Source organism: Micromonospora arida (genome assembly GCF_003857035.1).
Classification (GTDB): domain Bacteria; phylum Actinomycetota; class Actinomycetes; order Mycobacteriales; family Micromonosporaceae; genus Micromonospora; species Micromonospora arida.
In genome coordinates this window covers 1-25,638 of the sequence record NZ_QGSY01000144.1, presented here as the reverse complement: position 1 = coordinate 25,638, position 25,638 = coordinate 1, and the positions used below count along the sequence as shown (strand labels likewise).

Sequence of the window (25,638 nt, the reverse complement as noted above, 5' to 3'; positions counted from 1 at the left end):
AGGTCAGACGTAGCGTTCCAGGATGGATGCCTCGGCGAGCCGGGACAGCCCCTCACGGACGCCGCGGGCCCGGGCGTCACCGACCCCTTCGACAGCTTGCAGGTCTTCCACGGTCGCGCCGAGCAGACGCTGGAGGCTGCCGAAGTGCAGCACCAGGCGATCGACCACCGCCACCGGCAGCCGGGGCACCTTGGCCAACAGTCGGAAGCCGCGCGGGCTGACCGCGGCGTCGAGCGCGTCGGACGCGGCCGGGTAGCCGATCGCCTTGGCCACCGACACCAGGTCGATCAGCTCGGTGGCACCGAGCAGGTCCAGTTCGACGAGAGCCTCGTCCAGGGTGCGCGACTTGCGGCCGACCGGGAGGTAGTCCCGGATGACCAGCGTGCGGTCGGCGTCCACGCCGGCCATCAGCTCGTCGAGTTGCAGGGCGAGCAGGCGGCCGTCGGTGCCCAGCTCCACCACGTAACCGGCGATCTCGTCGGCGATCCGGCGAACCATCTCCAGTCGCTGCACCACGGCCACCGCGTCCCGCACGGTGACCAGATCCTCGATCTCCAGGGCGGAGAGCGTGCCGGAGACCTCGTCCAGCCGGAGCTTGTAGCGCTCCAGGGTGGCGAGGGCCTGGTTGGCGCGGGAGAGGATGGCCGCCGAGTCGTCGAGCACGTGCCGCTGGCCGTTGACGTAGAGGCTGATGATCCGCATGGACTGGCTAACCGAAATGACTGGATAGCCGGTCTGGCGGGCCACCCGCTCGGCGGTGCGGTGCCGGGTGCCGGACTCTTCGGTCGGGATGGACGGGTCGGGCATCAGGTGCACTGCCGCCCGGACGATCCTGGTGCCGTCGCTGGAGAGCACGACAGCGCCGTCCATCTTGCACAGCTCGCGTACGCGGGTCGCGGAGAACTCCACGTCCAGCGGGAAGCCGCCGGTGCAGAGGCCCTCGACCACCTTGTCGTAGCCGAGCACGATGAGCGCGCCCGTGCGACCCCGCAGGATGCGCTCCAGACCGTCGCGCAAGGCGGTGCCCGGGGCCATCAGGGCGAGATTGGCGCGTAGCGGATCTCCGGCGCTTCCGGCGGCTCCCGCAGTCACGCTCACGCTGATCGGGCGGGCGGGCGAGCCCACGGCGCCGGTGCGGGCCTGAGGCGGCGCGCCGGCTGGCTTGGTGGTATCGCGGTCGATCGGCACGGGCACAGTCTACGGACTGCCGTGCGGTGGGTGCTGTCGTGGTTACTGTGATGTGTCACGATGCCGCCCTTTCCGACGTTTCCCGCTTGCGACGTGCTGTCCGGTTTCGCCGCCCTCGTCGGCACGGTGGGTCACTCGGCGGACGCGCGAGCCGCATGGTGCAGCGCCGAACGGACGTCGGTGACCTCGGTCACCCGCATCTGCTCGGGGCCCGCGCCGGTGCTGGTCGGGCCGCAGCCGGGCGGCACCAGGGCCACCTTGAACCCCAGCCGGGCGGCCTCGGCCAGCCGGCGCGGCACCGCCCCGACCCGGCGCACCTCGCCGGTCAGCCCCACCTCACCGATCGCCACCAGGTGCGGCGCGATCGCCAGGTTGAGCCCGCCGGAGGCGACCGCCAGAGCCACCGCCAGGTCGGCGGCCGGCTCCACCACCCGGATCCCGCCGACGGTGGCGGCGAAGACCTCCCGGTCGTGCAGGGTCAGCCGCTCGGTGCGCCGTTGCAGCACCGCGAGCACCATCGCCAGTCGCGCCGAGTCGAGACCGGAGACGGTGCGCCGGGGAGAGCCCGCCACGGTCGCGCCGATCAGCGCCTGCACCTCGGTGACCAGGGCCCGCCGCCCCTCCATGGCCACCGTCACGCAGGTGCCCGGGACCGGTTCCGCGTAGCGGGTCAGGAACAGCCCGGACGGGTCGGCCAGGCTGCTGATGCCACCCTCGTGCATCTCGAAGCAGCCGACCTCGTCGGCCGCGCCGAACCTGTTCTTCACGCCGCGCACCAGGCGCAGCGACGAGTGCTTGTCGCCCTCGAAGTGCAGCACCACATCGACCAGGTGCTCCAGCACCCGAGGCCCGGCCACCTGACCGTCCTTGGTGACGTGCCCGACCAGCACGGTGGCGATGCCCCGCTCCTTGGCGACCGAGACCAGCGCGGCGGTGACCGCGCGGACCTGGGTCACCCCACCGGGCACACCCTCGGTGCCGGTGGTCGAGATGGTCTGCACCGAGTCGAGCACCAACAGGCCCGGCTTGACCGCGTCGAGGTGACCGAGCACCGAGGCGAGGTCGCTCTCCGCCGCGAGGTAGAGCCGCTCGTGCAGGGTGCCCATCCGCTCGGCGCGCAGGCGCACCTGACTGACCGACTCTTCGCCGCTGACCACCAGCGAGGGGCTGCCGGCGCCGACCGCCCACTGCTGCGCCACATCGAGAAGGAGGGTCGACTTACCCACACCGGGCTCGCCGGCGAGCAGCACCACGGCACCCGGGACCAGGCCGCCGCCGAGCACCCGGTCGAGCTCGCTCACCCCGGTGGGCACCGCGCGGGCCGGAGCGGCGCTGATGGTGGCGATCGGTCGGGCCGGCTCGGACGGCATCCGGGAGCTGACCACCCGACCGGAGACCGTCGGGCCGGTCACCGTGTGCTCGACCACGGCCCCCCACTCGCCGCACTCCGGGCAGCGCCCCACCCACTTGGGCGGCTGGTGCCCGCAGGCGTCGCACTGGTAGGCCGGACGCGGCTCGCGGGCGGTGGACCGACCACGGGCGGCACCGGCCGTGCCGCCACGCGGAGCTGTCGATCGGGAGGTGGTCACATCAGGACGCTAGCCCTCGCGTACGACGAAAACACCCCGGCGTGGTGGTCACCACGCCGGGGTGTTCGTCGATGTGCGGGTCGGGTCACTCGTGGGTCGTGCCGCCCTCGTTGCCCTCGTAGCCACCCTCGCGCTCGATGATCGGCGACGGAGGGGCCGCCGGGGTGAGCGGCACGGCGACCGGCGCCTGCCCGGTGACCGTGTTGCCGTTGCCGAAGTCGAAGGTCACGACCACGTTCTGGCCGGACCGCAGCGCCTCGGTCAGACCGATCAGCCGGAGCTGGGTGGTGGCCTCGGAGTTGAACTGGATGTAGCTCAACGGCGCCAGCTCGATCCGGGCCGGCTGGCCGGGGGCCGAAGGGCTGGCCGAACCGGACGCCCGCGCCGACTCCGGGGCGGACGGGGTGGCCGAGGACGATCCGGTCTCGGAGGGCGTCACCGACGGGCTCGGCGAACCGGACGTCGAGTTCGACGGGCTGGCCGAACCGGACGGCGAGGGGCTCATGGAGGCGGATTCCGAGGCGGACGGCGACGGGCTCGCCGAGCCGCCGCTGATCACGACCTCGCGGGCGCTCTCCGTGGTGACGGTGACAGTCACCGTCTCCTTCGAGTCGTTGTAGATCACGGCGCTGAACCCAGCGTCCTGGCCGGCCTTGTAACCCTCGGTGCCCGGGTAGTCCACGAGCAGGCCCCGCACCGAGAAGGAACCGTTGTTGGTGGTGAGGCTGACGCCCTGGACCGACGGCTCCTTCAATGCGGTCTCGGCGATCTGACCGGTGCCGCATCCGGAAGCCAGCAGGCTGGCCGCCGCAATCCCGGACAGCAACAGGGCCGCCCGCCGGGATCCCCTGATCGAGCGCGTCACGTCGGTCCTCCTCGTCACAATCCCCACCCGGGCCGTACGCCGGGCACGGTGGCCATACCCGCGCAGACCGCGCTCCAGGGTAGTTGGGACTGATCGAGGCCCGCACGCGGACCCGGGCAATGCCACCTGCCCGGGGGGCGTTCACACCACCCGACCGCTCGCCACCAGCAGAACCACGTCGATGAGGGCCACCAGCATCACCGCCCGGAAGGCCGCCACCGGCCGCCGGCCGGCCCGGATCGCGGAGCGCCCGGCGTACCAGCTCAGCGGCGGCACCACGGCGGCCGTGCCGACCGCCGCCCAACCGATCGCCGTCGGCGGGCCGGGTGGTCCGAGGACCAGTGTCGCGGTCGCCGCGAGGAGGAGACCCGCCGCGGCCACCCGGCTGCCTGCGGCACCCAGCCGGTGGGGCAGGCCGCGCACGCCGGTGCGGGCGTCGTCGGCCAGGTCGGGCAGCACGTTGGCGAAGTGCGCACCGGCGCCCAGGCAGGCCGCCGCCGCCACCAGCCAGGCCGGCGGGGTCGGCTGACCGGGCAGCGCCAGCACCACGAAGGCGGGCAGCGCGCCGAACGACACGGCGTAGGGCAGCACCGAGAACGCGGTGGCCTTGAGCGGCCAGTCGTAGAGCAGGGCGGAGACCAGGGCGAGCGTCAGCCAGAACGCCGCCACCGGGTTCGTGGTCAGCGCCAGCAGCGGGCAGGCCACCGCGGCCGCCGCGGCGGCCCAGGCCGTGACGCGTCGACCGACCGCGCCACTGGCGACCGGTTTGTCGGTACGCCCCACAGTGGCGTCCCGCTCGGCGTCCAGCGCGTCGTTGGTCCAGCCGACGGCGAGCTGGCTGGCCAGCACGGCGAGCACCACCGAGACGATTCCGGCCGGCCGGTGGCCCACTCCCCAGGCCAGCAGACCGGCCACCGTGGTCACCGCCGCGGCCGGTTCCGGATGGCTCGCTCTGACCAGCCCTAACACCCTCGACGACATAAGGGAAGTCTGGTCGTTACCGAGCAGTCGTGCCACGCTCGGTTCCATGCGAGACGTGGCTGCGGCCGGGGCGTCCACCGGTCCGAGGGTGCTGCCGCGAAACGATCCGCGTCAGTACGACGATCTGGCCGGTGAGTGGTGGCGGCCGGATGGTGCGTTCGCGATGCTGCACTGGCTGGCTGAGGCCCGCGCCGCGCTGGTGCCGCCGGCCACCCGTCCGGACGCGTTGCTTGTCGATCTGGGTTGCGGCGCCGGCCTGCTCGCGCCGCACCTGGCCGGCAAGGGCTACCGCCACGTCGGGGTGGATCTGACCCGCTCGGCGCTCGTCCAGGCGGCCGAGCACGGGGTGCGGGTGGTCCAGGGTGATGCCACAGCGGTCCCGCTGCCCGACGGCTGCGCGGACGTGGTCTCGGCGGGTGAACTGCTGGAGCACGTGCCGGCCTGGCCGCGCGCGGTGGCCGAGGCGTGTCGGCTGCTGCGCCCCGGTGGTGTGCTGGTGCTGGACACTCTGAACGACACGGCGCTGGCCCGGCTGGTCGCGGTCCGGATCGCCGAGCGGCTGCCGACGGTGCCCCGCGGCATCCACGATCCACGGTTGTTCGTGGACGCCCGGGCGCTGGTGGCCGAGTGCGCCCGACACGGTGTCGACCTGCGGCTGCGGGGCATCCGTCCGCAGGTCGGCGGCACGCTCGCCTGGCTGCTGCGCCGCGCTCGCGCGAGCCGAACGGTCGGTGCGGTGCCTGCCGGCCGCGCGCCGCGCATCGTGCCGACCCGCTCCACCGCCGTGCTCTACCAGGGCCGGGGGGTCCGCAGAGGATAGTCAGGCCGTGGCGGGGTATGGAACGCCGAGGAGGAACGAGATGACGGTGCACGCGCTTGAGGCAGCACGCCGGTTGGCGCCGCGGTTCGCCGCGCGGGCGGCCGAGCACGACCTGGACGGTTCCTTCCCCGTGGACGACTTCGCCGACCTGCGCGAGGCCGGCCTGTTCGGGCTGATGGTGCCCCGGGCGCTCGGCGGTCTGGGTGCCACCTTCGCCGAGTACGCCGCGGTGGCCACTGAGCTTGCCCGGGGCAACGGTGCGACGGCCCTGGTGTTCAACATGCACGCCTCGGTGACCGGCGCGCTGGGCGCGGTCACCGAGGAGTTGGCCGAGGCGTTGGGCGTACCGGACGAGGCGCTGGTCGCCCGCGACCGGCTGCTCAGCGCGGCGGCGCAGGGCTCCTGGTACGCGGTCGCGATGAGCGAGCGTGGCGCGGGCGCGCGGCTGTCCCAGCTGACCACGGCGTACGAGCCGACCGACGGGGGCTGGCATCTCAAGGGCAGCAAGACCTTCTGCTCCGGTGCCGGGCACGCGGACGGATACCTGGTTGCGGCGCGCAGCGCGGCCGACCAGTCGGTGGTCTCACAGTTTCTGGTGCCGGCCGGCGACGGGCTGACCGTGGAGCCGACCTGGGACTCGCTCGGCATGCGCGCCACCTCCTCCCACGACCTGCACCTGGACGTCTCAGTGCCCGCCGACCGGCTGCTCGGTGGGGTCGAAGGGCTGGCGCTGGTGGTCGCCCAGCTGATGCCGCACTGGTTGGTGGCCAGCTACGCCGCCGTCTACGTGGGGGTCGCCCGTGCGGCGATCGACGCGGCGGCCGAGCACCTCAACGCGCGCAACCTGTCCGGTCTGCCGGCGGTGCGGGCCCGGCTGGGTCGGGCGGACGCGGCGACGGCCGCCGCGCAGTTGGTGGTGGCCGAGGCGGCCCGCCGGGTGGACGAGGCGCCCGGTGACGAGGAGACCAACCGTTGGGTGTGGCGGGCGAAGCTGCTCGCCGGGACCACGGCCGCCGAGGTGGCGGCGTCGGTGCTGGAGGCGGCGGGCACCTCGGCGACACGCCGTGGACATCCGCTGGAGCGGCTCTACCGCGACGCCCGCTGCGGCTCGCTGCACCCGGCCACGTCGGATGTCTGCGCCGACTGGCTCGGCATCGCCGCACTGGGCGGCGACCCGGATCGTGACGGATCGGCACCGCGTTGGTGAGCCCGCCGCACCGGGCTCGCACGGAAGAACGACCAGCCGAGGTGGCTGGTGGGACGGCCAGGGGGAGGACAGCATCTGACGAGAGGTGGGGATCGTGTTCGTACCAGTGATCGCGGGGCTCGGGACAGCGCAGCCGCCGTCCGCTTCGCAGGACGAGTTGTGGGAGGGCTTCTTCTCCCGGCACTTCTCCGGCACCACCCGGTCGTTGGCCCAGCGGATCTTCGCCAACTCGGGGGTGACCCGGCGGCAGGCCGCGGTCAACCCGCTGCTGGAGGACGTCTCGGACTGGCCGACCGAGCGCCGGATGCGCCGCTACCAGGTGGAGGCGCTGCCGCTGGGCAAGGAGGCGGTGGGTCGGGCGTTGACCGCGGCCGGGCTGAGCGCCGGCGACATCGGGCTGTTCATCGTCTGCTCCTGCACCGGGTACGCCACCCCGGGGCTGGACATCCTGCTCGCCCGGGATCTGGGCATGGCCGCGGACACCCAGCGGATGGTCATCGGCCACATGGGCTGTTACGCGGCGTTGCCGGGGCTCGGCGCGGCGAGTGACTTCGTCACCGCCCGGGGGCGACCGGCGCTGCTGCTCTGCGCGGAGCTGACCAGCCTGCACATCCAGCCGTCCAGCGCCCGGGTGGACACCCAGCAGATCGTGTCCCACGCGCTCTTCTCGGACGCCGCGGTCGCCGCCGTGGTCGTGCCGGGCGGCTCGGGGTACGCGCTGCGCGAGGTCACCGCCGTCACCGACACCTCGACCGCCGACCACATGACCTGGGACGTCACCGACGCCGGGTTCCGGATGGGGTTGTCGCCGAAGGTGCCGCAGGTGCTGTCGAAGCACGTCCGCGGGCTGGTCGACGATCTGCTGGCTCGGCACGGCGTCACCAGCTCCGAGGTGGACGGTTGGGCGGTGCACCCGGGCGGGCCGCGGATCCTCAACGTGGTGGAGCGGGAGTTGGCGCTGCCCCCGCTGGGGCTGGCGGCGTCCCGGGCGACGCTGGACGAGCACGGCAACTGCTCGTCGCCGACCGTGCTGCTGATCCTGGACCGGTTGGGTCGGGCGACACCCTCGGCTCGGCGCATCGTCATGCTGGCCTTCGGCCCCGGCCTCACCCTGTACGCCGCCCTGCTCGATCGACAGGACTGAACCTCGTCGGCCCGGCCGGTACGCTCGGGGGGTGGATGCGACGGCGGACGACCGGCTGCGCTCGGTGATGCTGTTTGGTGCTGCGGCGGCCGTTCTGGTCGTCGGCGGCTGGTGGTGGCGTGCCGCCGCGCCCGCGTCGACGGCAGGGACGGCTGTCCCTTCCGCGGCGGCGGTGCCATCGGTCGGGCCGAGCGTCAGCACCCCACTGGAACGTCTCCTCGCGGCTGAGGCGGAGCCTGAAGCACGGATCACGGCACGGATGGACCCCGACACCGGCGAGGTCATCCGGGTACGAGGCGGCCCGCACGCGGTGGTCGACCCGGCGACGGGCTCGATCACCGACATCGAGGGCGATCCCGCGGCGCTCTTCGCCCCGGGTGACCTGCCCCCGTTCAAAGAGACGATCTGGCGGGAGGAACGGGACCTCGCCCCTGGCCAGGAAGTGACCCGGGAGGCCGGCAACCACGGTGCGCGCTACCTGCTCCAGTACAAGTGCACCCGCCCCGGCACGATGGCGGTTACGAGCGACGAAGCCAAGATCAACGGTCCGTTGCGCATCGACTGCGACGGCATGACTGCCCATGCCGAGGTGCTGCCCTTTGGCGGGCCGTTCCGGGTGTCGCTGTCGGCCGTCGACCGGCCCATCGACATCCAGGCGCAGCTCGTCGCCCTGCCCCCTCGCTAGCAGGGCCGCTAGGCGGCCAGGGCGCTCAGGTCGCTCCGGTAGGACTCGATCGTGCCCAGGTCGGGCAGCACCCGGGTCACTGTGCCGGCCCGGTCGACCAGCAGGGCTGTCACGGCGCCGGGGCGGGCCGGCTGGCTCAGGAACGACCGCAGGCCTCCGGCGGGGTCGGCCAGGGCGCGAGCCTGCCGCTCGATGGTGGGCCTGGCTGGCACCGTCCGCCCTCCGGTGACGGTGATTACGGAGACGCCGGCGGGCGCGGCCGCCAGGGCGTCGGTGACCCGGTCCGGGCAGGGGCAGCCGTCCAACAGGATGATCATGGCGGGTAGCAGACCGCGCAGTGGCACGGGTGCGTCGTCCGCGTCGACCAGGTCCAGTGCGGGCAGCGCCCGACCGACGAGGGTCGCGGGTGGCGAATAGGGGGCCGGGGTCGGCCGGTCGGCGCCGCGGTTGGCGCGGGGCCAGGTGACCGCCAGCAGGCCGGCCAGCGTGGTGAGGACTGCCACCAGCAGGACCACCAGCGGCAGACCCAGGCCCCGGTGACCGCCCGGGAGGCCACTGGCCCGGCGCAGCTCACGGCGGAGCTCAGCGGCCTCGGCGGCCAGTGCGGAGGCGTCGTCGGGAACCACCACGCGGCCCCACTCGGGCGGTAGGCCGGGCACGCCGTCGGCTGGCCCGTGACCCTCTGCGTCCGGCTTGCCCATCGGACCTCCTGGAAGCGTCTCGAGAGCGGAGTGTGGCTCGGTCTCCAGGGTCGCGCACCAGGGGCTCCTCCCGCTACATCTGGGCGCGGTCCTGCTGGCCGGGCTACCATGGGAGGAGCGCATAGCCCTTGATCTCGACGTTCTGTTCACCCGTACCGGGCAGTCATTCGCGCGTTACGGAGCGTGTTCGAACCATCGGTTTGACCGCCTGTCAAGCTGAAGCAAGACCTCTCACAGGGCCCCTGAGCTGCGCCAACGGTCAGGACATCGGAGAGACATCAGTGCCTGACCGTGTTACCCTAGACACAGCGAAAGGGGTTTCGAACCTATGGTTTTCAGTGTCGGCGAGACCGTTGTTTACCCCCACCACGGGGCCGCACTCATCGAGGCAATCGAGACTCGGATCATCAAGGGCGAGCCTAAGAAATACCTCGTCCTGAGGGTCGCGCAGGGTGACCTGACGGTCCGGGTGCCGGCCGAGAACGCCGAGATCGTGGGCGTCCGCGAGGTGGTCGGCGAAGAGGGCCTCGGGAAGGTCTTCGACGTTCTGCGGGCTCCGCACACCGAGGAGCCGACCAACTGGTCGCGGCGTTACAAGGCCAATCTGGAAAAGCTGGCTTCCGGCAACCCGCTGAAGGTCGCCGAGGTCGTGCGTGACCTGTGGCGCCGGGAGCGGGAGCGGGGCCTCTCTGCGGGCGAGAAGCGGATGCTCGCCAAGGCCCGCGACATTCTCGTCGGCGAGGTCGCGCTGGCCGAGAAGAGCACCAAGGATGAGGCGGAGACGCTGCTCGACAAGGTCCTCACCGAGGCCTAGTCCGCACAGCATCGTCGTACCCACATCTCAGTGAAGAAACCACCGAGGACCGCGACGTGACCGCGCAGCTCAATCCGCGCGGTGACGTCGCGGTCCTCGTGCCTGCGGCGGGTGCCGGCGTACGGCTCGGCCCCGGCCGACCCAAGGCGCTGCGCCTGCTCGCCGGTGAACCGCTGTTGGTGCACGCCGTGCGTCGACTGGCCGCCGCTCCGTCGGTGCACACCATCGTGGTGGCGGCGCCGCCCGCCGAGGTGCAGGCCGTCCGCGAGCTGTTGGCGCCGGTCGCCCCGGTGATCGTGGTGCCCGGCGGTGCCGAACGGCAGGCGTCGGTGGCCGCCGCGCTGGCCGCGGTGCCCGCCGGCCCGACGATCGTCCTGGTGCACGATGCCGCCCGAGCGCTCACCCCACCTGAGCTGGTCGAATCCGTCGCGGCGGCGGTACGTGGCGGGCGTGACGCGGTGATCCCGGTCCTGCCGGTCGTCGACACGATCAAGGAAGTCGGTGCCGACGAGGTGGTGCTCGGCACCGTCGACCGTTCCGCACTGCGCGCGGTGCAGACCCCGCAGGGTTTCCGTCGGGCCGTGCTCAGCGCCGCCCACGCCGCCGCCGGTGACTCCCTCACCGACGACGCCGGGCTGGTCGAGAAGCAGGGCGTCGCGGTGAGCTGCGTGCCCGGCTCGGAGTACGCAGTGAAAATCACCCGACCGTTCGACCTGGCTCTGGCCGAGCATCTGCTTGCCGCTGCCGGTTGACGCGTACCCTCTGATCATGATCGTTCCCCGGGTGGCCATCGGCACCGACGTGCATGCGTTCGAGCCGGGCCGGCCCTGCTGGGTGGCCGGGCTGTTCTGGCCCGATCAGGACGGTCTCGCCGGGCACTCGGACGCCGACGTGGCCGCCCACGCCGCCTGCAACGCGCTACTCTCCGCCGCCGGTCTCGGTGATCTCGGTTCCGCCTTCGGGGTGGGCCAGCCGGAGTGGGCCGGCGCGTCCGGGGTGGCTCTGCTGACCGAGACGGCCCGTCGGGTGCGCGCCGCCGGCCTGGAGATCGGCAACGTGTCCGTGCAGGTCATCGGCAACCGCCCCAAGATCGGCCGGCGCCGCGCGGAGGCGCAGGAGGTCCTCTCCGCCGCGGTCGGCGCCCCGGTCACCGTCTCGGCGGCGACCACCGACGGGCTCGGCTTCGCCGGCCGCGAGGAAGGGTTGGCCGGGGTCGCGGTGGCCCTGGTGTACGACGCGTCGGCCGCCTAAGCTCGCCGCGATGTCCAGCGACCCCGCCCCCGACCAGTCCGCCGCCGACGGCTACGTCCAGCGGGCCCAACTCCTCGCCGAACTCGGCCGCTACGACGAGGCGGCCGGGGAGCTGGCCTACGGGTTGGCCCTCCAGCCGGATGACGTCGACGCACTCACCATGCTGGCCCGGGTGCACCTGGCCGCCGGGCACCCGGCCGAGGCGCTCACCGCCGCCGACACGGCCGTGGCCGCCGCACCGGAGGCACTGCCGCCGCTGGTCGCCAGGGGCATGGCGCTTGCCGACCTGGAGCGCTACAGCGAGTCGGCGGCCACCGCCGATCGGATCCTCACCCTCGGCCCGGCCGACGCGTACGCCCAGCGGAGCGCCGCGGCGATCCTGGCCGGCGCCCGCAACGGTCAGCCGGCGCTGAACGCGGCCTGGCGCGGTGTCGAGTTGGCGCCGCAGGAGCCGCAGGCGCACCTGGTGCTCAGCCTGGTCGCCGCCCGCCTGGACCTGTTCGACCTGGCCGAGCGGGCCTATCGGGAGGCGCTGCGGCTCGACCCGCGGATCGGCGAGGCCGGCCACGACGTGGGTGTCATGCGGCTGGAGCAACGCCGCTGGTCGGAGGCGTTGGAGCACGTCGCCGAGGCGGTGACGGTCAGCCCGAGCCGGATCGACTCGCCACGAACCCTCGCGTACGGGCTGCACCGCCTGGTGCTCTACGGCGCGGGCTGGTCGCTGGTGGCGGCGGTGCTGGTCGCGTTCGCGGCGTCGGCGAGCGACGGGTTCTCCCGCGTCCTGGCGGTGCTCGCCGCCCTGACCGGCGGGATCGTCGTCTGGCAGCTCGCGGCCCGGCTGCCCGGGCTGACCCGAACCGTCCTGCCCGCCCTGCTGCACTCGGACCGGGCGATGGCACTGGCCGTCTACGCCGTGGCCGCCGCGCCGCTGCTGCTGCTGGTGTACGCCATGGTCGGCTCACCGTGGCCCCTGGTGCTGGCCATCGCCACCACGGCGGTAGCCGAGTTCGCCGTGTTCACGCGTACCGCCGTCCGCTAGACAGAACGCGCCCAGGTCCAGGCGTAACCCTCGTCCTCGCACGAGCTGGCGGCGTCGCAGAGATTCAGCGGGCGGAAGGTGTCGACCATGACGGCCAGTTCGTCGAAGTAGTCCGCGCCGATGGAACGCTCGGCGGCACCCGGCTGGGGGCCGTGGGTGAAACCGGACGGGTGCAGGGAGATCGAGCCCTGCTCGATGCCGGAGCCGCGCCGCGCCTCGTAGTTGCCCCCGGTGTAGAAGAGCATCTCGTCGGAGTCGACGTTGTGGTGGTTGTACGGCACCGGGATCGACTGCGGGTGGTAGTCGACCTTGCGCGGCACGAACGAGCAGATGACGAAGTTGGGCCCCTGGAAGGTCTGGTGCACCGGCGGGGGCTGGTGGATGCGGCCGGTGATCGGCTCGAAGTCGTGGATGGAGAACGCCCACGGGTAGAGGTGCCCGTCCCAGCCGACCACGTCGAACGGGTGGTGGGCATATGTGTGACGAGTCCAGGCAGCGCCGCTGCCACCGGGGCCTGCGGCCCGGGACCGGTGCCGGACCAGCACCTCAACCTCCTCGCCGTCGACGAGCAGCGGGGCGTCGGGGCCGCGGACGTCCCGCTCGCAGTACGGCGAGTGCTCCAGGAACTGGCCGCGTACGGAGAGGTAGCGCTTGGGCGGGCCGATGTGGCCGGACGCCTCGACGGCGAGCAGCCGGACGGGCTGGTCGCCGGTGGGCACCAGCCGGTGGATGGTCGAGGTGGGGATGACGACGTAGTCGCCGGCGACCGCGTCCAGCACCCCGAACGGGGACTCGACCCGCAGGGTGCCCGACTCGACGTAGAGGCAGTGGTCGCCGGTGGCGTCGCGGAACAGCGGTGAGGGCCGGTCGGCGAGGACGTAACCGATCCGTACATCGTCGTTGGCGAGCAGGTACTGCCGGCCGAGGATGGGGTCGGAGCCGCCGGTGCCCAGTTTGTGCGTGCGCAGGTGGCGGGGCTTGAGCGGCAGGTTCGGCGCCCGGGTGAACGCGGGCGGGGTGAACTCGTCGGCGGCCAGGATCGCGGTGGGCGCGTGCCGGTGGTAGAGCAGGGACGAGTCGGAGGAGAAGCCCTCCTGGCCCATCAGCTCCTCGGCGTAGAGGCTGCCGTCGGGCTGCCGGAACTGGGTGTGGCGCTTGCGCGGCACCTCGCCGACGCTGCGGTAGTACGGCATCTCGCCTCCCGATATTTCCCGTTCACCGGCCGAAGGCGTCCGATAATCGGACGCTGTTGTCCGTTCCTCGTAGCGTCCCGTACATTCTTGTTCCGTGTCAACGCAGGTGCCAGCACTCCTCCACGGCCTGGTGGACGACGCCGCCGTCTTCCCACCGGGCAGCGCCGCGCTGCACGACGCCCTGGCCGCCCACCGTCAACACCGCGCCGCCTGGTACGCCGACCTGGTCGGCCCACTGCTGATCCCCGCCTCGGACGTGGCCGCCGGTGAGCTGAGCGGTCTCGTCGACCCGGGCGAGGGCCTGGTGGTCGGCGTGATCGGTGACACCGGGATCGGGAACCTGCCGTTCGCGCTGTCGTTTCTCGCCCCCGACGGCGTCACCGCGCGTCAGGTCGAGGTGGCGGTCGCCAAGCGCGGCGAGGACCCGCTGCCCGGCATCGCCGAGTTGCTGCGGCTGACCGACGAGCTACCGGGCGTGGAAACCGTCTACGCCGAGCTGCCGCTGACCTTCGGGCTGATGGGCGCACTGGACGCGCTCGTCGCCGCGCGGGCCGACGGAGCGCCGATCGCGGCCAAGTTCCGCACCGGCGGCCTGGCCGCCGAACTCTTCCCCACCCCGACCGAGCTGGCCGCGGTGATCTGCGCCTGCCGGGACCGGGGCCTGCCGTTCAAGCTGACCGCCGGGCTGCACCAGGCGATCCGACACCTGGACCCGGAGACCGGGTTCACCCACCACGGCTACGCCAACGTGCTGGCCGCGACCCTGGCCGCCGCCGACGGTGACGGGGTGCGCTCCGTCGCCGAGCTGCTGACCGTGGTCGACCCGCGCCCCCTGGTGGAGCGCGCGACGGCACGGCTGGACGGGCCTCGCCCCCTGTGGGTGGGGTTCGGCTCGTGCAGCATCCTGGAACCACTGACCGATCTGATCCGGCTTGGGCTGGTGAACGGGGGCTACGACGCATGACCTGGGTGACCGGTGCCGACGGTTCGCCGTACGGGGTGACGAACCTCCCGTACGGGGTGTTCCGGCTAAACGGGGGTCCGTCGCGGATCGGCGTACGGATCGGGTCCTGGGTCTTCGACCTCGCGGCGGCCGAGGCCGCCGAGCTGGTGCTGGCCGCCGGCACGCTGTGCAGGCCCGTGCTCAACGACTTCATGGCCCTGGGTCGTCCGCAGTGGACGGCGGTACGGCAGCGGCTCACCGAGCTGCTGACCGACCCGGCGCACCGGGACGCGGTGGAGCCGCTGCTGGTGCCCCTCGACGACGTGGAGCTGCTGCTCCCCATCGAGGTGGCCGACTACGTCGACTTCTACTCATCCGTTCACCACGCGTCGAACGTCGGGCAGATCTTCCGCCCCGGCCAGCCGCCGCTGCTGCCCAACTGGAAGCACCTGCCGATCGGCTACCACGGGCGGGCCGGCACGGTGGTCGTCTCCGGCACGCCGGTGACCCGGCCGACCGGGCAACGGGCCTCCGCCGAGGGCCCGGTCACCGGCCCATCGGTACGCCTCGACATCGAGGCCGAGGTGGGCTTCGTGGTGGGCGTACCCAGCGCATTGGGCGATCGGGTCTCCGTGGATGACTTCGCCGAGCACGTCTTCGGGGTGGTGCTGGTCAACGACTGGTCGGCCCGCGACATCCAGGCCTGGGAGTACCAGCCGCTCGGCCCGTTCCTCGGCAAGTCGTTCGCCACCTCGGTCTCGGCATGGGTGACGCCGTTGGACGCCCTCGCCGACGCCTTTGTGCCGGCCCCCGACCAGGACCCGCCGGTGGTGGACTACCTGCGGGACGTGCCGCACCTGGGCCTGGACCTGCGCCTGGCCGTGGAGTGGAACGGCGACCAGGTCAGTGAGCCCCCGTTCGCCACCATGTACTGGACCCCCGCCCAGCAGTTGGCGCACCTCACCGTCAACGGGGCTTCGCTGCGCACCGGTGACCTGTACGCCTCCGGGACCGTCTCCGGCCCGGACCGAGGACAGGTCGGCTCCTTCCTGGAACTGACCTGGGGTGGGGCCGAGCCGGTCAAGGTGGGCGGCGAGAGCCGTACCTTCCTTGACGACGGCGACACGGTGACCATCACGGCCACCGCCCCCGGCCCGGACGGCACCACCATCGGCCTCGGTGAGGTGTCCGGCACGGTTCGTCCGGCCCGCTGAGCGGGCACCCGCCATCCGTCTCGTGCACGGGACCCGTGATCGCACCGGCTGTGCGATCACCGGCCCCGGTTGATCCGTTGATCGTCCGGATTCCGTTGCCACACCGCGCAATCCGAGCCGGGCTCCGCCCGGCCGCCAGCGGTGGGGCAATCCCGACGCACACGGAGGTAACGACGATGCACGATCTTGCAGGCGCGGTCTGGCGTACCAGCAGCCGCTCAAACGACCAGGGGCTCTGCGTGGAAGTGGCGGACAACCTGGTCGATGTCCATGGTCTGGTCGGGGTCCGCGACTCCAAGGACCAGGCCGGTCCCACACTCGCGGTCAGCCCGCCGGGGTGGACGGCGTTCATCGGCGCGATTCGGGCCGGTCGCTTCGAGCGCTGACCGGCGCTTCGGCGCCGGTCGACGACGACCGGTGCCGAAGCGACCGCCGAATAGGACAGCGTGGCCTCCGGGTGGTGGAAATTCCGCTCCGGAGGCCCCGTCCGGCCCTCACTCCGCGTACCGTCGGGGACACGGGAGGGTGGCATGTCGACGGTGGCGATTACCGGGATCATCGAGGCGCACGCTGTCGACGTCTGGCGTCTGCTGACCGACCTGCCCGGCCGCGCGGCCCGGTTGACCGCAGCCGGCCCGATCGAGGTGCTCACCCCGGGCTCGTTCGGGCCGGGCACCTCCTGGCGCGAGGAGCGGGCCCAGCCGGGCGGCGGCACGCTGACCGAGGAATTCCTGGTGGTCGAGGCGCTCGCACCGCAGCGACTGGTGCTCTGTTCCTCCGGCACCGGCGCGGACTACCGCATCACCTGGAGCCTGCGGCCGGTCCGCCGCCGCCGTCGGGGTTGCACGGCGATCACCGTGACCCACGAGGCGGTGCCGACCGCTCCGTACGGCCGGGTGGTGGCGCTGCTGCTCGGCGGGCTGGCCGCGCGGGCGGTCGAGGCGGCGCTCTGGCGTGATCTCGCCGACATCGCCGCCGCGGCCGGTGCCACCGGGTCCGTCGAAGCCGCCTGAGCGCCGGGCGGTCAGCCCTCGCCGTGACCTGAACGGGGTCCGGCCCCCTCCGCTGGGTAGGGTGCCGGGCGGAGGTGCGGCATGAGGTTCCCGAGAGGCCGGCGACGGCTCGCGATCGCGGTCGCGGCGCTGCTCGCGACGGCGGCCGTCGTGGTCATCGTCCACCGGGTCCTCGCACCGGCAGAGGTGAGCACCGTGGCGCGGGCCGACTATCCGGCCCCGGCCCGACCGGCTGCCGGAGTGATCGGTCGGTTGCCGGTCGCCCCGTTGATCGTCGACGGGAGACTGCGGGTGTACGCCGCACACCGCCAGGTCTACGCCGACCGGCCGGTCGACGGTCGGTACCGGACCAGCCCGTACTGGTCGTACCGGCGGTGGCCGGCGGAGTTGACCGGGGTGGTGGCGAGCGGCAGCACGGTGGTCAGCCGCTGGTCCGACGGGCGGCTCGTCGCACTCGACGCCCGGACCGGCGGGGTGCTCTGGCGAGCCGACGGCCCGGAGCCCGTCGAGAGCACGGCGCCGGCTCGTCGTACCTGGGCGGCGACCGTCTGGGACGCGCCCGGGCTCCAGCTCACCGACCTTCCCGACGGGCGGACCGTGCTGGTGGTGACCGGGGATGCCCAGGCGCGCGGGGTCGAGCTGAGCGGCGGTCGGGAGCTGTGGCGGGTCGAGCTGCCCGGCAGGTGCCGTAGCGATGTCGGCACCACCGCCACCGGGCAGCTGATCGGCCTGGACACCTGCGCCGGGGCGGCCACCGTCGAGTTCCGGGACGCGGCGACGGGCGAGGTACGTGAGCGTTGGCGACCGCCGGGCGGCCCGGACGGATTTGTGGTGACGCCGCTCGGCTGTCGTACCGGCCGGTCGGACTGTCTGGGGTTGCGGACCGCCGGGCCGGGTGACGAGGGCGGTCGGGGTTGGTTGTTGGCTGCCGGTCCGCCGGTCGCCGCCCCCGCGCTGGACCCGGCCGGGGCCGCGCTGGTCGGTGAGCAGTCCGTCGCCGTGCTCGACGGGGTCGTGGTGGGTCGATCGGCGCGTACGGGCACCGAGCTGTGGCGGTCCACGGGCCTCGGCGGTGCCCGGGTGCTGGCCGGGCAGCCGGGCCGGGTGCATCTGCTGACCGAGGCGAACGATCTGGTGACGCTGGATCCGGTGACCGGTAGGCAGTTGTCGCGCTTCGCGCTCAATGTCGGCTCGGACGGGACTGGCTGGGCACCCGGGGCGGTGACCGCCGAGGACGGGTTCGTCGCGATCGAGCGGCTTCGCAAGCCGGTCGACCCCAGCGGCGACGACCGGCGCTACTACTACACCGGTGAGACGGTGATCCTGGCCGCCACCTGATCGTGGGGTCTTCGGCCCGGGAACCCCGAACCATTCCGTTCCCTTTGTCATAAAAGGGTAGTTTTTTCATGGTTCAGGTTTCCGGTGGAAGGGGTCGGCGCATGGCCAGAACGGCAGCCAATTACCTCGTGGGCGGCGCGCTCGCCGCCACCGCGAGCCTGGCGTTGGCGGTGTCGCCGGTGCTGGCCGCCGACCCCGCCTCGGCGCGGGGGTTCGCCGTCGTCCGGGCCGAGCCGTCGGCGGGCACGGGCGTCACCTTCGAGATCCTGCCGGCGTCGCCGACCCCGCCCCCGCCCACGTCCACACCGACGGCACCACCCCAACCCACACCCAGTCACGGCGGTGAGTTGCCGGTCACCGGCTCGGGCGGGTCGGCGCTGCTCCTCGCGATGCTGGGCGCAGCCCTGATCGTCGCCGGGTGGTTCGCCGCCCGCCGCAGCCGGCCGAGCTGACAGGCCCATCCAGAGCCAGCCGGGCTGACGGGCCCGCCAAAGGTGAGCCGGGCTGACGGCCGGGGTCAACGCCCGGCCGCGGTGCGCTCCCTCGGCTGGCCGGCGGGAGGCCGACCGGACCGGCGGGAACGGCGGGAACGGCGGGCCAGGATGGCGAGGCCGACGACCAGCAACAGGCCCGCGACGGCCGCCGCCACGGTCCACCCGGAGAAGATCCGGGAGACGACACTGCCCCGCTTCCCGACCTGACCAGCGTCGGGGAAGGTGACCTGCGCGGTGATGCTCCGCTTCACCAGGCCGCTCTCCAGGTTCACCTCCGCCTTCCAGGGGCCGTTCGGCAACGTGACCGGGAATCGGGCGATGACCTGCCCGGACGCGCCCGGTGCCAGCGTGACGCCCTGCCCGACCGGAAACGGGCCGGCCCGGCTGCCGGCCGGACCATCGCTCAGGCTGACCGCGCCGGTCAGGTCGATGGCACGGCCTCCGGTGTTGGTGACCTGAACGGTCATCGACGGTTCGCCCTCGGGGCTGCGGGCCGGGCGTACCTCGCCGATCGAAAAGTCGGAGGCGGGTTCACCACCAGGCCCGATGTCGAGGTACATCCGGACTCCGACCCGGTGGACCTGCATGATCTCGCCGCCGGACCGGGGAGTTGAGGCGGTGGATGCCCAGACCACCCCGTACCGCTCGCCGCGGGAGGCGTTCGGCGGCACGGTGATGGTCGCTCGGACCCGGGTCTCGCCCCGCGGTCCCAGCTCCACGAAGCGCTCGTCGAGGGTGACCCAGGAGGTCAGCTCGTTCTCGGCGCGACCCTCGCCGAAGCGGAACGCAGCATCCTCCAGGGTCGCGGCCGCCGGATACACGTCGACCCGCCGGGTCTGGTCGGTGCGGTTGACGATCAGCAGTTGCCGCTTGATGGTGGTGCCCGGCGGTAGGTGGTCGACGATGTAGCGCAGCGCCCGGGGGTCGCTGCGGCGCTCAGTCGGGGCTTCCAGCAACCGGATCCCGATGGTGCCGTCGTCCGATCCCGCCTCCGGTTCGACCGCGCCGGCCCGGGTCGACAGACCCGGACCGGCAAGGAAGAACAGGGCGAGCGCGACAGCGATCGTCGACCGCCCCCGGGGGCTACGCCACGGAATGTGTCACCGTGCCTTCGTAGACGCCCGCGATGCTGTCCAGCGGGACGTTGACCACCAGGGTGGGGGTCCAGTTGGCGGAGTTGCCGCCGGTGCCGCCGCTGTGCGTGAACGCGGTGAGCGGGGTGACGCTGGACAGCGGTGCGGCGTCGCCGGCGGTGGCCTGCCCCTCCGTGAAGGTGCCGTCACCGGTGGTCGGCGGTACCCCGGTCGCAGGCCCGGACCAGTAGTCGATCTCCTCCGGGAGGACCGTCTCGGGCGGTGAGCCGCCGCCGGTCTGGAAGACGCTCGCGGTCACCGACGCGACCCAGGAGGCGTCGGCGGCGCCTCGGGAGTCGGTGACCGTCACCACGCCGAGCTGGCCGCTGATGACGCCACCGGGGGCACCGTTACCGAGGTCGGCGGTGGCCGGCGCGACGATGTCGAGGGTGCCGGCGAGCACCTCGAAGGTGGTGTCGGTGGTGTCGGTGGGCGCGGCGGCAGCCGGCGCGGCGAGGAAGCCCACCATTGCCGCGGCGGCCGCCCCGGCCAGACAGATCTTGGCAGTACGCACTGTTCGTTACCCCGTCTTCTCGAAGTGAGCCGGAGTGAGTCCTCGACACAACCGGCTACTCGGAAGATAAGGCAGAAAGCACGCAAAGGCGGACAAACAGGGCTTAGTTCACGATTGAAGTTGACGCCGCCTGGTCACGCTGCCGAGCCGTCGGCCTCGCCCTTCTCCGTCAGGCCACTCGGGCGGTGAGGTTGGAGTGCTGGGGTCGCGGTTCGGCGTCGCGGCTCAAACTCACCAGCAGCTGATCAGAGAACAGCAGAGCGTCATCGCGCCGGAGTGCTGCGTGGTGGAGGGTCTGCAGCCATGATCCCGGGTCCACGCCAAACTCCCGGCGCAACGTGGCGCGGGCTGCCGCGAAGATGCGCAGGGCCGCCGGAAGATTGCCGGCCCGGTAACACGCGACGAGCATGAGCGCTGCGGACTTCTCCCGGGCGAGATTCGGGTCATCGATCTCCGGCAGCCCAGCAATGGCGGAGAGGCCGTCGCCGCTGGCGATACGGGCGGCAGCGAGGTCCTCGGCCAGGGCGAATCGTTGCTCGCGGAGCATTGCGAAGCGGTGGTCGAGCCACCCCTGAGCGGCCACGTCCTGGCCCGGCGCATCGGCCCAGAGCGCCGATGCGCTTTGCAGTGACTCAACCGCGCCACGGAAATCCGAGCGGCTCATCGCCCGCCGGCCCTCGTTCCAGAGTTCGTTGGACCGCGCGAGATCCAACTCTCCGTCGAGAATGTCGAGCCGATAGCCACCATGGACGGTTGCGAGACGTTCGTGGAGTTCCGGGCCTATGTCGGCAAGGAACCGGCGCAGTTTGGCTATGTAGGTCCGCACGTTCGCATCTGCGGAAACTGGCGGGTCGCTCCAGAGGGCAGCCGCCAGGCTGGTCGCGCTGACATTCTGCCCATGTCGAAATAGAAGAGCTGCGAAAATGCCCTGGACGCGTCCTTCCCGTGGGAAGTGGAAGGCATTGTCTACTGTCACGCCCGGAGATCTGAGTAGTCGGAACATCATTTTGGCACCCCCGTTGTCGCTCACCGTCAGGGTGGGCAGCGACAGGGACGCTACATCGGCCCGAGCATCGAGGCAACGGATGCTCTCGCCATTATTTAACGGACTTATCTAGAGCCGATGCGCCTTGCGGCTGGTCGACCGTTTTGTCGCTTCGGGACTGAGGCGCCCGCGCGGAGTCGCCCGTCACGTGGAGTAACTGAGGCGGGAGTAGCGGAAAGCGAAAGTGACGTGGTCACATGACGGGCCGGCGACGAGGTTCCAGCGGCTTGATTGGTGTGGTCGCGACACTCTGTCATCTCCGCGTCGACCTGTCCGGCAGGCCGCATCTGCCGTCGCCATGGCCACCAGAGGTCGGCGATCCGGGCACACGACGATGGTTCTCCAACTCGACGATTCGGTCGAGCGTGCGCTGCGCGCGCCAAACCGGACGGCCGGAACGACGTGATCCAATTCGGGCGGCAAAAGACTCGGCCGCCCGCCCCAGCGGACGGCGTGTGCTGCGAATGTGCAGCGCTGGTGCATCGAAGTGAAAGGCTGCGATCTCCACCGCAATAACGACCAGGGATGTGGCGATGAGTAAAAAATCTACAGGTCTGCTCCGAGCATTTCCCCTTGCTGCGACCGTCGTCGCCGCCGTACTGCTGCCGGCAGTTCCTGCCACGGCGGGGGGCGGGGTCACGCCGGCGGCGTCTGAGAGCCTCGTGCCAATCCCGGCTCCGATACCGCCAAAGGGTGAGCAGGGCCCTGAGTTTGGCACCCAGGCGGAGTACTGCACCCCGGGGACCTACCTCTACTCGATGACCAACACCACCAACACCTTCGACGCGAAGTTCCGTACGTCGGTCATCAACAACACCAGTTCGGCGAAGAGCTTCAAGTTCACCGCGACGAAGACGGGCACCACGACCTTCACGGTTTCGGTTTCGGTTTCGGCCGAGCTGAAGGCGGCAATCTTCGCGAAGATGGAAGCCACCATCAACGCAGGTGTCGAACAAACCAACACGACGTCCTATGGTGTCGAGGTCAGCGGCACCGTCAACGCCAACTCCACCCTGTACGGCGATTACGGCAACTGGAAGGAGAACGTCAGCTGGAAGTCGCACTACGTCTACAGCAACTGCAACACGGCCTCCGAGAACTCGGGCAGCGCGTACGCGCCCTACCGCGAAGCCTGGAAGCTGTACTACTGACCGTGCCCGCCCGGCGGCTTGACGACCGAGGTGAGGGTCATCAGGCTCGTCCGGCCTGGATTGGAGACGCGAGATGCGTGCTGGTCGTTACGCCGTATGCCTGGCCATCGGCATGGTCGTCCCCTTGCTGATGGTCAGCGGCTGCACCGGTGACACGGCGAGACGATCGGCGTTGCCGTCCGAACCGCCCTCACCCACCGTGCCGAACCGGCCTTCTCCCACTCCGGAAGCAGCGACAGGGTGGTTTCCGGCGGGTCGGGTGCTGCTGGCCGGCCCGCTGGCAGAGCAGAAGGAAGCAACCATCGCCGATGTTGTTCCCAGTGGGGCCAGCTTCACTGTGTATTTCGTCTGCACCGGAGGAGGTCGGATCGCATTGAACATGAAGACCGCCGCTCCGCTGCGATATCCCTGCGACGGAGTGCCCAACCGGTCGCAGGTCTTCGTCGACAAGGGCGTCTCGACCGATCTTGCCGTCGGGGTCGAGGGTGAGGCGCAGTGGCGACTGGCGGTGGTCGACGGAGCGCCCTAGCCGGGTACTGGCGGGCGGAGCAGCTGAGTGCTGTCCCGCCCGCCCTCGTCGTTCGTTGCCTGCCTGTGGCCGGTGCGGTACCGCCCACGACGCCGGGCTGTCGCTCAGGCCAGGGCGGCCTCGGCCGCCGCCAGGAACGCGTCGTTCTCGGCCGGGGTGCCGATGGTGACCCGGACCCCGTCTCCAGCGAACGGCCGCACGATCACCCCGCGTGCCTCGCACGCCTTGCCGAAGGCCACGGCCCGCTCGCCCAACGGCAGCCAGACGAAGTTGGCCTGGCTCGTCGGCACCTCGGGCACGAACTTGCGCAGCGCCTCGGTGACCCGGTCCCGCTCGGCGACGACCAGGGCGCAGCGACGCTCCATCTCCACCACCTGGGTCAGCGCGGCGAGCGCCCCGGCCTGGGCTGCGGTGCTGCTGGAGAACGGGGTCGCCACCTTGCGGATGGCGGCGGCCACCACCGGCTGGGCAACCAGCCAGCCCATCCGCAGCCCGGCGAGCCCCCACGCCTTCGACAGCGTGCGCAACACCGCCACGTTCGGCCGGTCCAGGTAGTCGAGACCGTCCGGCACCTCCGCGTCGGTGACGAACTCCCGGTACGCCTCGTCGATGACCACCAGCACGTCGTCCGGCACCGCGTCGAGGAACCGGTCCAGCTCGGCCCGGCGCAGGGCCGTACCCGTGGGGTTGTTCGGGTTGCAGACGAAAATCACCCGGGTCCGGTCGGTCACCGCCGCGGCCATCGCCGCCAGGTCGTGCCCGTGCCCGGCGTCGTTGGGGACCCGCACGCTGGTCGCGCCGCTGGTCGCCACGATGATCGGGTACGCCTCGAAGGACCGCCACGAGTAGAGCACCTCGTCACCGGGCAGGCAGGTGGCACGCACCAGGTGCTCGGCCAGCGCCACCGAACCGCAGCCGGTGGCGATCCGATCGGCGTCCACCCCGTACCGCTCGGCCAGCGCGTCCCGCAGCGCGACCACACCCATGTCCGGGTAGCGGTGCGAGGTGGTGATCGCCTCGGTGACCGCCTCCACCACGCCGGGCAGCGGTCCGTACGGCACCTCGTTGCTGGCCAGCTTGATGGCCTCCGGCAGGCCCAACTCCCGGGCCAGGTCGGCGGGGCTGCGCCCCGGCACGTAGCTGGGCAGCGCGTCCAGGTCGACGCGGGTCAGCCGCAGCGCCGGCTGGTGACGTCCGGAGTCGGTCATGGGGTGTCTCCCGGGGGCTGGTTACGGTCGTTCGAGGGGGCGGTATCGGTGTGTTGGGGGACTTCGACGACCACCGTCTGCGCGCGCTTGTCGTGCAGCGCCTGGCGCAGGGGGTGGTCGAAGAGGGGGGAGAGAGCGTCGACCAGTTGCAGCACCAGGCCGAGCCCGGCGCAGTACCAGAGCAGAGTCGGCAGGCCCAGCGTGCTCCACCGGCTCAGCGCTCGGCGGACGCCCAGCGGCTGGTCGGCGGCCATCGGCACCGCCCGGATCCGCATCACCCGCTTGCCGACGGTCTGCCCGCCGGAGGCCATTGTCGGCACCTCGTACGCCAGCCAGAGCGCGGTGGCGATCAGCAGGATCGCCACCAGCAGAGAGTTGGCCTGCTCACTGGGGAGCGGCAGGCCGTCGGCGGAGGTGTCGCCGCGCGACGCGCGCCGGAAGACCTCCTGCCAGTACGGGGCCCACTCCTGCGCCCAGCGCCAGACGAACCAGCCGTTGACGACCACGTTCAGTGCGAAGACGATGCCGAAGTCGATCAGCCGGGCGACCAGCCTACGGCCGTAGCCGGCCAGCCTGAGGCCGTGCGGTCGCGGCTCGGGCGGTCGTCCGAGCCAGCCGGGGTGACCGGCCGGAGGCGCCCAGCCCTGCGGGCCGCCCTGCGGACCCCAGCCGGGCGGGCCACCCTGCGGTCCCCAACCGGGCGGGCCGGCCTGCGGTCCCCAGCCCGGGCCGTGACCCGGCTGCGGGCCGTACCCCGGCTGCGGGCCGTACCCCGGTTGTGGTCCTGGACCCGGTTGTGGGCCCTGGTGTGGCGGCCAGCCCGGTGCGACGGGCCCCGGGGAGGTCGGGGGCGCGTCCGGGGTGGCCGGCGCGGGAGGCTCCGGCTCGGGCGGCGGTGGGCCGTCCGGCGGGGTGGCGTCGACGGGAATGGGCGCGCCGAGCCAACCCTCGCCGTCCCAGTAGCGCCGGGTCTCGGTGTCGGCGGGGTCGACGTACCAGCCGGGTTGCACACTCACGAGGACACCCTAACGACGACCGTTTCGGCGAACTTGTCGTGGAGGCACTGCTGCCACGGCTTGTCCCAGAGCTGCCAGAACCCGTCCAGGTAGCTGCCCCCAGGGACCAACGAACCCACCAGGTACTGCACCACCCACCGTCGGCCGGCCATACCCCGGTTGAGCGTGCGACTCGGGTCGAGCGGCACCACCCGCAGCTTCATCACCTTCTTGCCGAGCGTCTGACCGCCGCGCTTGAGGTATTCCACGTGGTAGAGCCAGTAGAGCCCGAGCATCACCACGAACAGCCCGAACTGGAGCAAGACTATCGGCAGGAAGAAGTCCACGAGGAAGATGCCCGGGTCGGGTTCCACGAAGGCCCCGTCCGGACTGGTCCGGGTGATCTCGCTGAACATCCGCAACCACAGGATGACGAAGAACGGGCTGAACAACGCCAGCGCCACGGCGGTCGCCAGCGCCGTGTCGATCATCCAGGCCAGCAGCCGGTCGGCGAAGCTCGCCAGCGGCTGACCGCCCGGGCTCATCGGCGGGGGTGGCGGGCCGGGTGGTCCGGCGTGCCACTG

At 71.9% G+C, this 25,638-nt stretch carries 28 protein-coding genes; 16 read left to right on the top strand and 12 right to left on the bottom strand.

Annotated elements, in window-relative coordinates; all coding sequences use genetic code 11:
• Positions 1-3 precede the first annotated feature (3 nt).
• The 4 genes from disA to DLJ58_RS09560 all read right to left on the bottom strand — a co-directional run bounded on the left by disA (position 4) and on the right by DLJ58_RS09560 (position 4,623).
• Positions 4-1,188 carry a DNA integrity scanning diadenylate cyclase DisA gene (disA, locus tag DLJ58_RS09575; protein WP_030327921.1) on the bottom strand — a complete coding sequence of 395 codons (1,185 nt, stop codon included), beginning with the start codon at positions 1,186-1,188 and terminating at the stop codon, positions 4-6.
• A 131-nt stretch (positions 1,189-1,319) separates the two neighbouring features.
• Positions 1,320-2,777, bottom strand: coding sequence for a DNA repair protein RadA (gene radA / locus DLJ58_RS09570; protein WP_124854924.1), 1,458 nt, complete (start codon positions 2,775-2,777; stop codon positions 1,320-1,322).
• An 85-nt stretch (positions 2,778-2,862) separates the two neighbouring features.
• Entirely contained in the window at positions 2,863-3,642 is a 780-nt protein-coding gene (locus tag DLJ58_RS09565; RefSeq protein ID WP_124854922.1) for a hypothetical protein, read from the bottom strand.
• A 141-nt stretch (positions 3,643-3,783) separates the two neighbouring features.
• Positions 3,784-4,623 carry a UbiA family prenyltransferase gene (locus DLJ58_RS09560; RefSeq protein ID WP_124854920.1) on the bottom strand — a complete coding sequence of 280 codons (840 nt, stop codon included), beginning with the start codon at positions 4,621-4,623 and terminating at the stop codon, positions 3,784-3,786.
• 46 nt (positions 4,624-4,669) lie between these two features.
• Between DLJ58_RS09560 and DLJ58_RS09555 the strand changes: the two genes are divergently transcribed.
• The 4 genes from DLJ58_RS09555 to DLJ58_RS09540 all read left to right on the top strand — a co-directional run bounded on the left by DLJ58_RS09555 (position 4,670) and on the right by DLJ58_RS09540 (position 8,479).
• Positions 4,670-5,443, top strand: a complete 774-nt coding sequence (locus tag DLJ58_RS09555; protein WP_124854918.1) for a class I SAM-dependent methyltransferase — start codon at positions 4,670-4,672, stop codon at positions 5,441-5,443.
• 40 nt (positions 5,444-5,483) lie between these two features.
• Positions 5,484-6,650 (top strand): acyl-CoA dehydrogenase family protein, encoded by a 1,167-nt coding sequence (locus DLJ58_RS09550; protein ID WP_124854916.1) that lies wholly within the window; start codon positions 5,484-5,486, stop codon positions 6,648-6,650.
• 85 nt (positions 6,651-6,735) lie between these two features.
• Positions 6,736-7,794: a type III polyketide synthase gene (locus DLJ58_RS09545; RefSeq protein ID WP_386997151.1), complete on the top strand. Its 1,059-nt coding sequence runs from the start codon at positions 6,736-6,738 to the stop codon at positions 7,792-7,794.
• Between the two features lie 31 nt (positions 7,795-7,825).
• On the top strand, positions 7,826-8,479 hold the full coding sequence (locus DLJ58_RS09540; RefSeq protein ID WP_124854912.1) for a hypothetical protein: 654 nt from the start codon (positions 7,826-7,828) through the stop codon (positions 8,477-8,479).
• Between the two features lie 8 nt (positions 8,480-8,487).
• Here DLJ58_RS09540 and DLJ58_RS09535 read toward each other — a convergent pair whose 3' ends face one another.
• Positions 8,488-9,180: a hypothetical protein gene (locus DLJ58_RS09535; protein WP_124854910.1), complete on the bottom strand. Its 693-nt coding sequence runs from the start codon at positions 9,178-9,180 to the stop codon at positions 8,488-8,490.
• Positions 9,181-9,508: 328 nt separating this feature from the next.
• Between DLJ58_RS09535 and DLJ58_RS09530 the strand changes: the two genes are divergently transcribed.
• The 4 genes from DLJ58_RS09530 to DLJ58_RS09515 are packed head-to-tail and all read left to right on the top strand — an operon-like array spanning position 9,509 to position 12,284.
• Positions 9,509-9,994 carry a CarD family transcriptional regulator gene (locus DLJ58_RS09530; RefSeq protein ID WP_088950500.1) on the top strand — a complete coding sequence of 162 codons (486 nt, stop codon included), beginning with the start codon at positions 9,509-9,511 and terminating at the stop codon, positions 9,992-9,994.
• Positions 9,995-10,050: 56 nt separating this feature from the next.
• Positions 10,051-10,746, top strand: coding sequence for a 2-C-methyl-D-erythritol 4-phosphate cytidylyltransferase (gene ispD, locus DLJ58_RS09525; RefSeq protein WP_124854908.1), 696 nt, complete (start codon positions 10,051-10,053; stop codon positions 10,744-10,746).
• 13 nt (positions 10,747-10,759) lie between these two features.
• On the top strand, positions 10,760-11,245 hold the full coding sequence (gene ispF, locus DLJ58_RS09520; RefSeq protein WP_124854979.1) for a 2-C-methyl-D-erythritol 2,4-cyclodiphosphate synthase: 486 nt from the start codon (positions 10,760-10,762) through the stop codon (positions 11,243-11,245).
• 10 nt (positions 11,246-11,255) lie between these two features.
• Positions 11,256-12,284: a tetratricopeptide repeat protein gene (locus DLJ58_RS09515; protein WP_124854906.1), complete on the top strand. Its 1,029-nt coding sequence runs from the start codon at positions 11,256-11,258 to the stop codon at positions 12,282-12,284.
• On the opposite strand, the gene DLJ58_RS09510 is transcribed toward DLJ58_RS09515, so the two are convergent.
• On the bottom strand, positions 12,281-13,477 hold the full coding sequence (locus DLJ58_RS09510) for a homogentisate 1,2-dioxygenase (RefSeq protein ID WP_124854904.1): 1,197 nt from the start codon (positions 13,475-13,477) through the stop codon (positions 12,281-12,283). The two genes, DLJ58_RS09515 and DLJ58_RS09510, sit on opposite strands and share 4 nt — an antisense overlap.
• Positions 13,478-13,571: 94 nt before the next feature.
• Here DLJ58_RS09510 and DLJ58_RS09505 point away from each other — a divergent pair, with 94 nt between their 5' ends.
• The 6 genes from DLJ58_RS09505 to DLJ58_RS09480 all read left to right on the top strand — a co-directional run bounded on the left by DLJ58_RS09505 (position 13,572) and on the right by DLJ58_RS09480 (position 18,437).
• Positions 13,572-14,441: a hypothetical protein gene (locus DLJ58_RS09505; RefSeq protein WP_124854902.1), complete on the top strand. Its 870-nt coding sequence runs from the start codon at positions 13,572-13,574 to the stop codon at positions 14,439-14,441.
• Positions 14,438-15,634 carry a fumarylacetoacetase gene (gene fahA, locus DLJ58_RS09500; protein ID WP_124854900.1) on the top strand — a complete coding sequence of 399 codons (1,197 nt, stop codon included), beginning with the start codon at positions 14,438-14,440 and terminating at the stop codon, positions 15,632-15,634. Before DLJ58_RS09505 ends, fahA begins: the two co-directional genes overlap by 4 nt.
• A 176-nt stretch (positions 15,635-15,810) precedes the next feature.
• Positions 15,811-16,020, top strand: a complete 210-nt coding sequence (locus DLJ58_RS09495; protein WP_030327888.1) for a DUF397 domain-containing protein — start codon at positions 15,811-15,813, stop codon at positions 16,018-16,020.
• A gap of 144 nt (positions 16,021-16,164) precedes the next feature.
• Positions 16,165-16,647: an SRPBCC family protein gene (locus DLJ58_RS09490; RefSeq protein ID WP_124854898.1), complete on the top strand. Its 483-nt coding sequence runs from the start codon at positions 16,165-16,167 to the stop codon at positions 16,645-16,647.
• An 81-nt stretch (positions 16,648-16,728) separates the two neighbouring features.
• A complete protein-coding gene (locus DLJ58_RS09485; RefSeq protein ID WP_124854896.1) occupies positions 16,729-17,985 on the top strand; it encodes an outer membrane protein assembly factor BamB family protein in 1,257 nt (418 codons plus the stop codon).
• A 101-nt stretch (positions 17,986-18,086) separates the two neighbouring features.
• Positions 18,087-18,437: an LPXTG cell wall anchor domain-containing protein gene (locus DLJ58_RS09480; RefSeq protein WP_208740967.1), complete on the top strand. Its 351-nt coding sequence runs from the start codon at positions 18,087-18,089 to the stop codon at positions 18,435-18,437.
• Positions 18,438-18,502: 65 nt separating this feature from the next.
• Here the strand turns inward: DLJ58_RS09480 and DLJ58_RS09475 are convergent, their stop codons facing one another.
• The 3 genes from DLJ58_RS09475 to DLJ58_RS09465 all read right to left on the bottom strand — a co-directional run bounded on the left by DLJ58_RS09475 (position 18,503) and on the right by DLJ58_RS09465 (position 21,156).
• On the bottom strand, positions 18,503-19,435 hold the full coding sequence (locus DLJ58_RS09475; RefSeq protein ID WP_208740965.1) for a hypothetical protein: 933 nt from the start codon (positions 19,433-19,435) through the stop codon (positions 18,503-18,505).
• Between the two features lie 127 nt (positions 19,436-19,562).
• On the bottom strand, positions 19,563-20,126 hold the full coding sequence (locus DLJ58_RS09470) for a hypothetical protein (RefSeq protein ID WP_244218859.1): 564 nt from the start codon (positions 20,124-20,126) through the stop codon (positions 19,563-19,565).
• 169 nt (positions 20,127-20,295) lie between these two features.
• On the bottom strand, positions 20,296-21,156 hold the full coding sequence (locus DLJ58_RS09465; protein WP_124854892.1) for an AfsR/SARP family transcriptional regulator: 861 nt from the start codon (positions 21,154-21,156) through the stop codon (positions 20,296-20,298).
• 548 nt (positions 21,157-21,704) lie between these two features.
• Between DLJ58_RS09465 and DLJ58_RS09460 the strand changes: the two genes are divergently transcribed.
• The gene (locus tag DLJ58_RS09460; RefSeq protein ID WP_124854890.1) at positions 21,705-22,322 is read left to right on the top strand and encodes a hypothetical protein; all 618 of its coding nucleotides are present in this window, start codon (positions 21,705-21,707) and stop codon (positions 22,320-22,322) included.
• A 73-nt stretch (positions 22,323-22,395) separates the two neighbouring features.
• On the top strand, positions 22,396-22,851 hold the full coding sequence (locus DLJ58_RS09455) for a hypothetical protein (protein ID WP_124854888.1): 456 nt from the start codon (positions 22,396-22,398) through the stop codon (positions 22,849-22,851).
• 104 nt (positions 22,852-22,955) lie between these two features.
• Here DLJ58_RS09455 and hisC read toward each other — a convergent pair whose 3' ends face one another.
• The 3 genes from hisC to DLJ58_RS09440 form a co-directional block, all read right to left on the bottom strand.
• Positions 22,956-24,059: a histidinol-phosphate transaminase gene (gene hisC, locus DLJ58_RS09450; RefSeq protein WP_124854886.1), complete on the bottom strand. Its 1,104-nt coding sequence runs from the start codon at positions 24,057-24,059 to the stop codon at positions 22,956-22,958.
• Complete coding sequence (locus DLJ58_RS09445) at positions 24,056-25,075, bottom strand: RDD family protein (protein ID WP_124854884.1); 1,020 nt, start codon at positions 25,073-25,075, stop codon at positions 24,056-24,058. Before DLJ58_RS09445 ends, hisC begins: the two co-directional genes overlap by 4 nt.
• A partial coding sequence (locus DLJ58_RS09440) for an RDD family protein (protein ID WP_244218858.1) occupies positions 25,072-25,638 on the bottom strand: 567 nt, incomplete at its 5' end. The genes DLJ58_RS09440 and DLJ58_RS09445, both read right to left, overlap by 4 nt.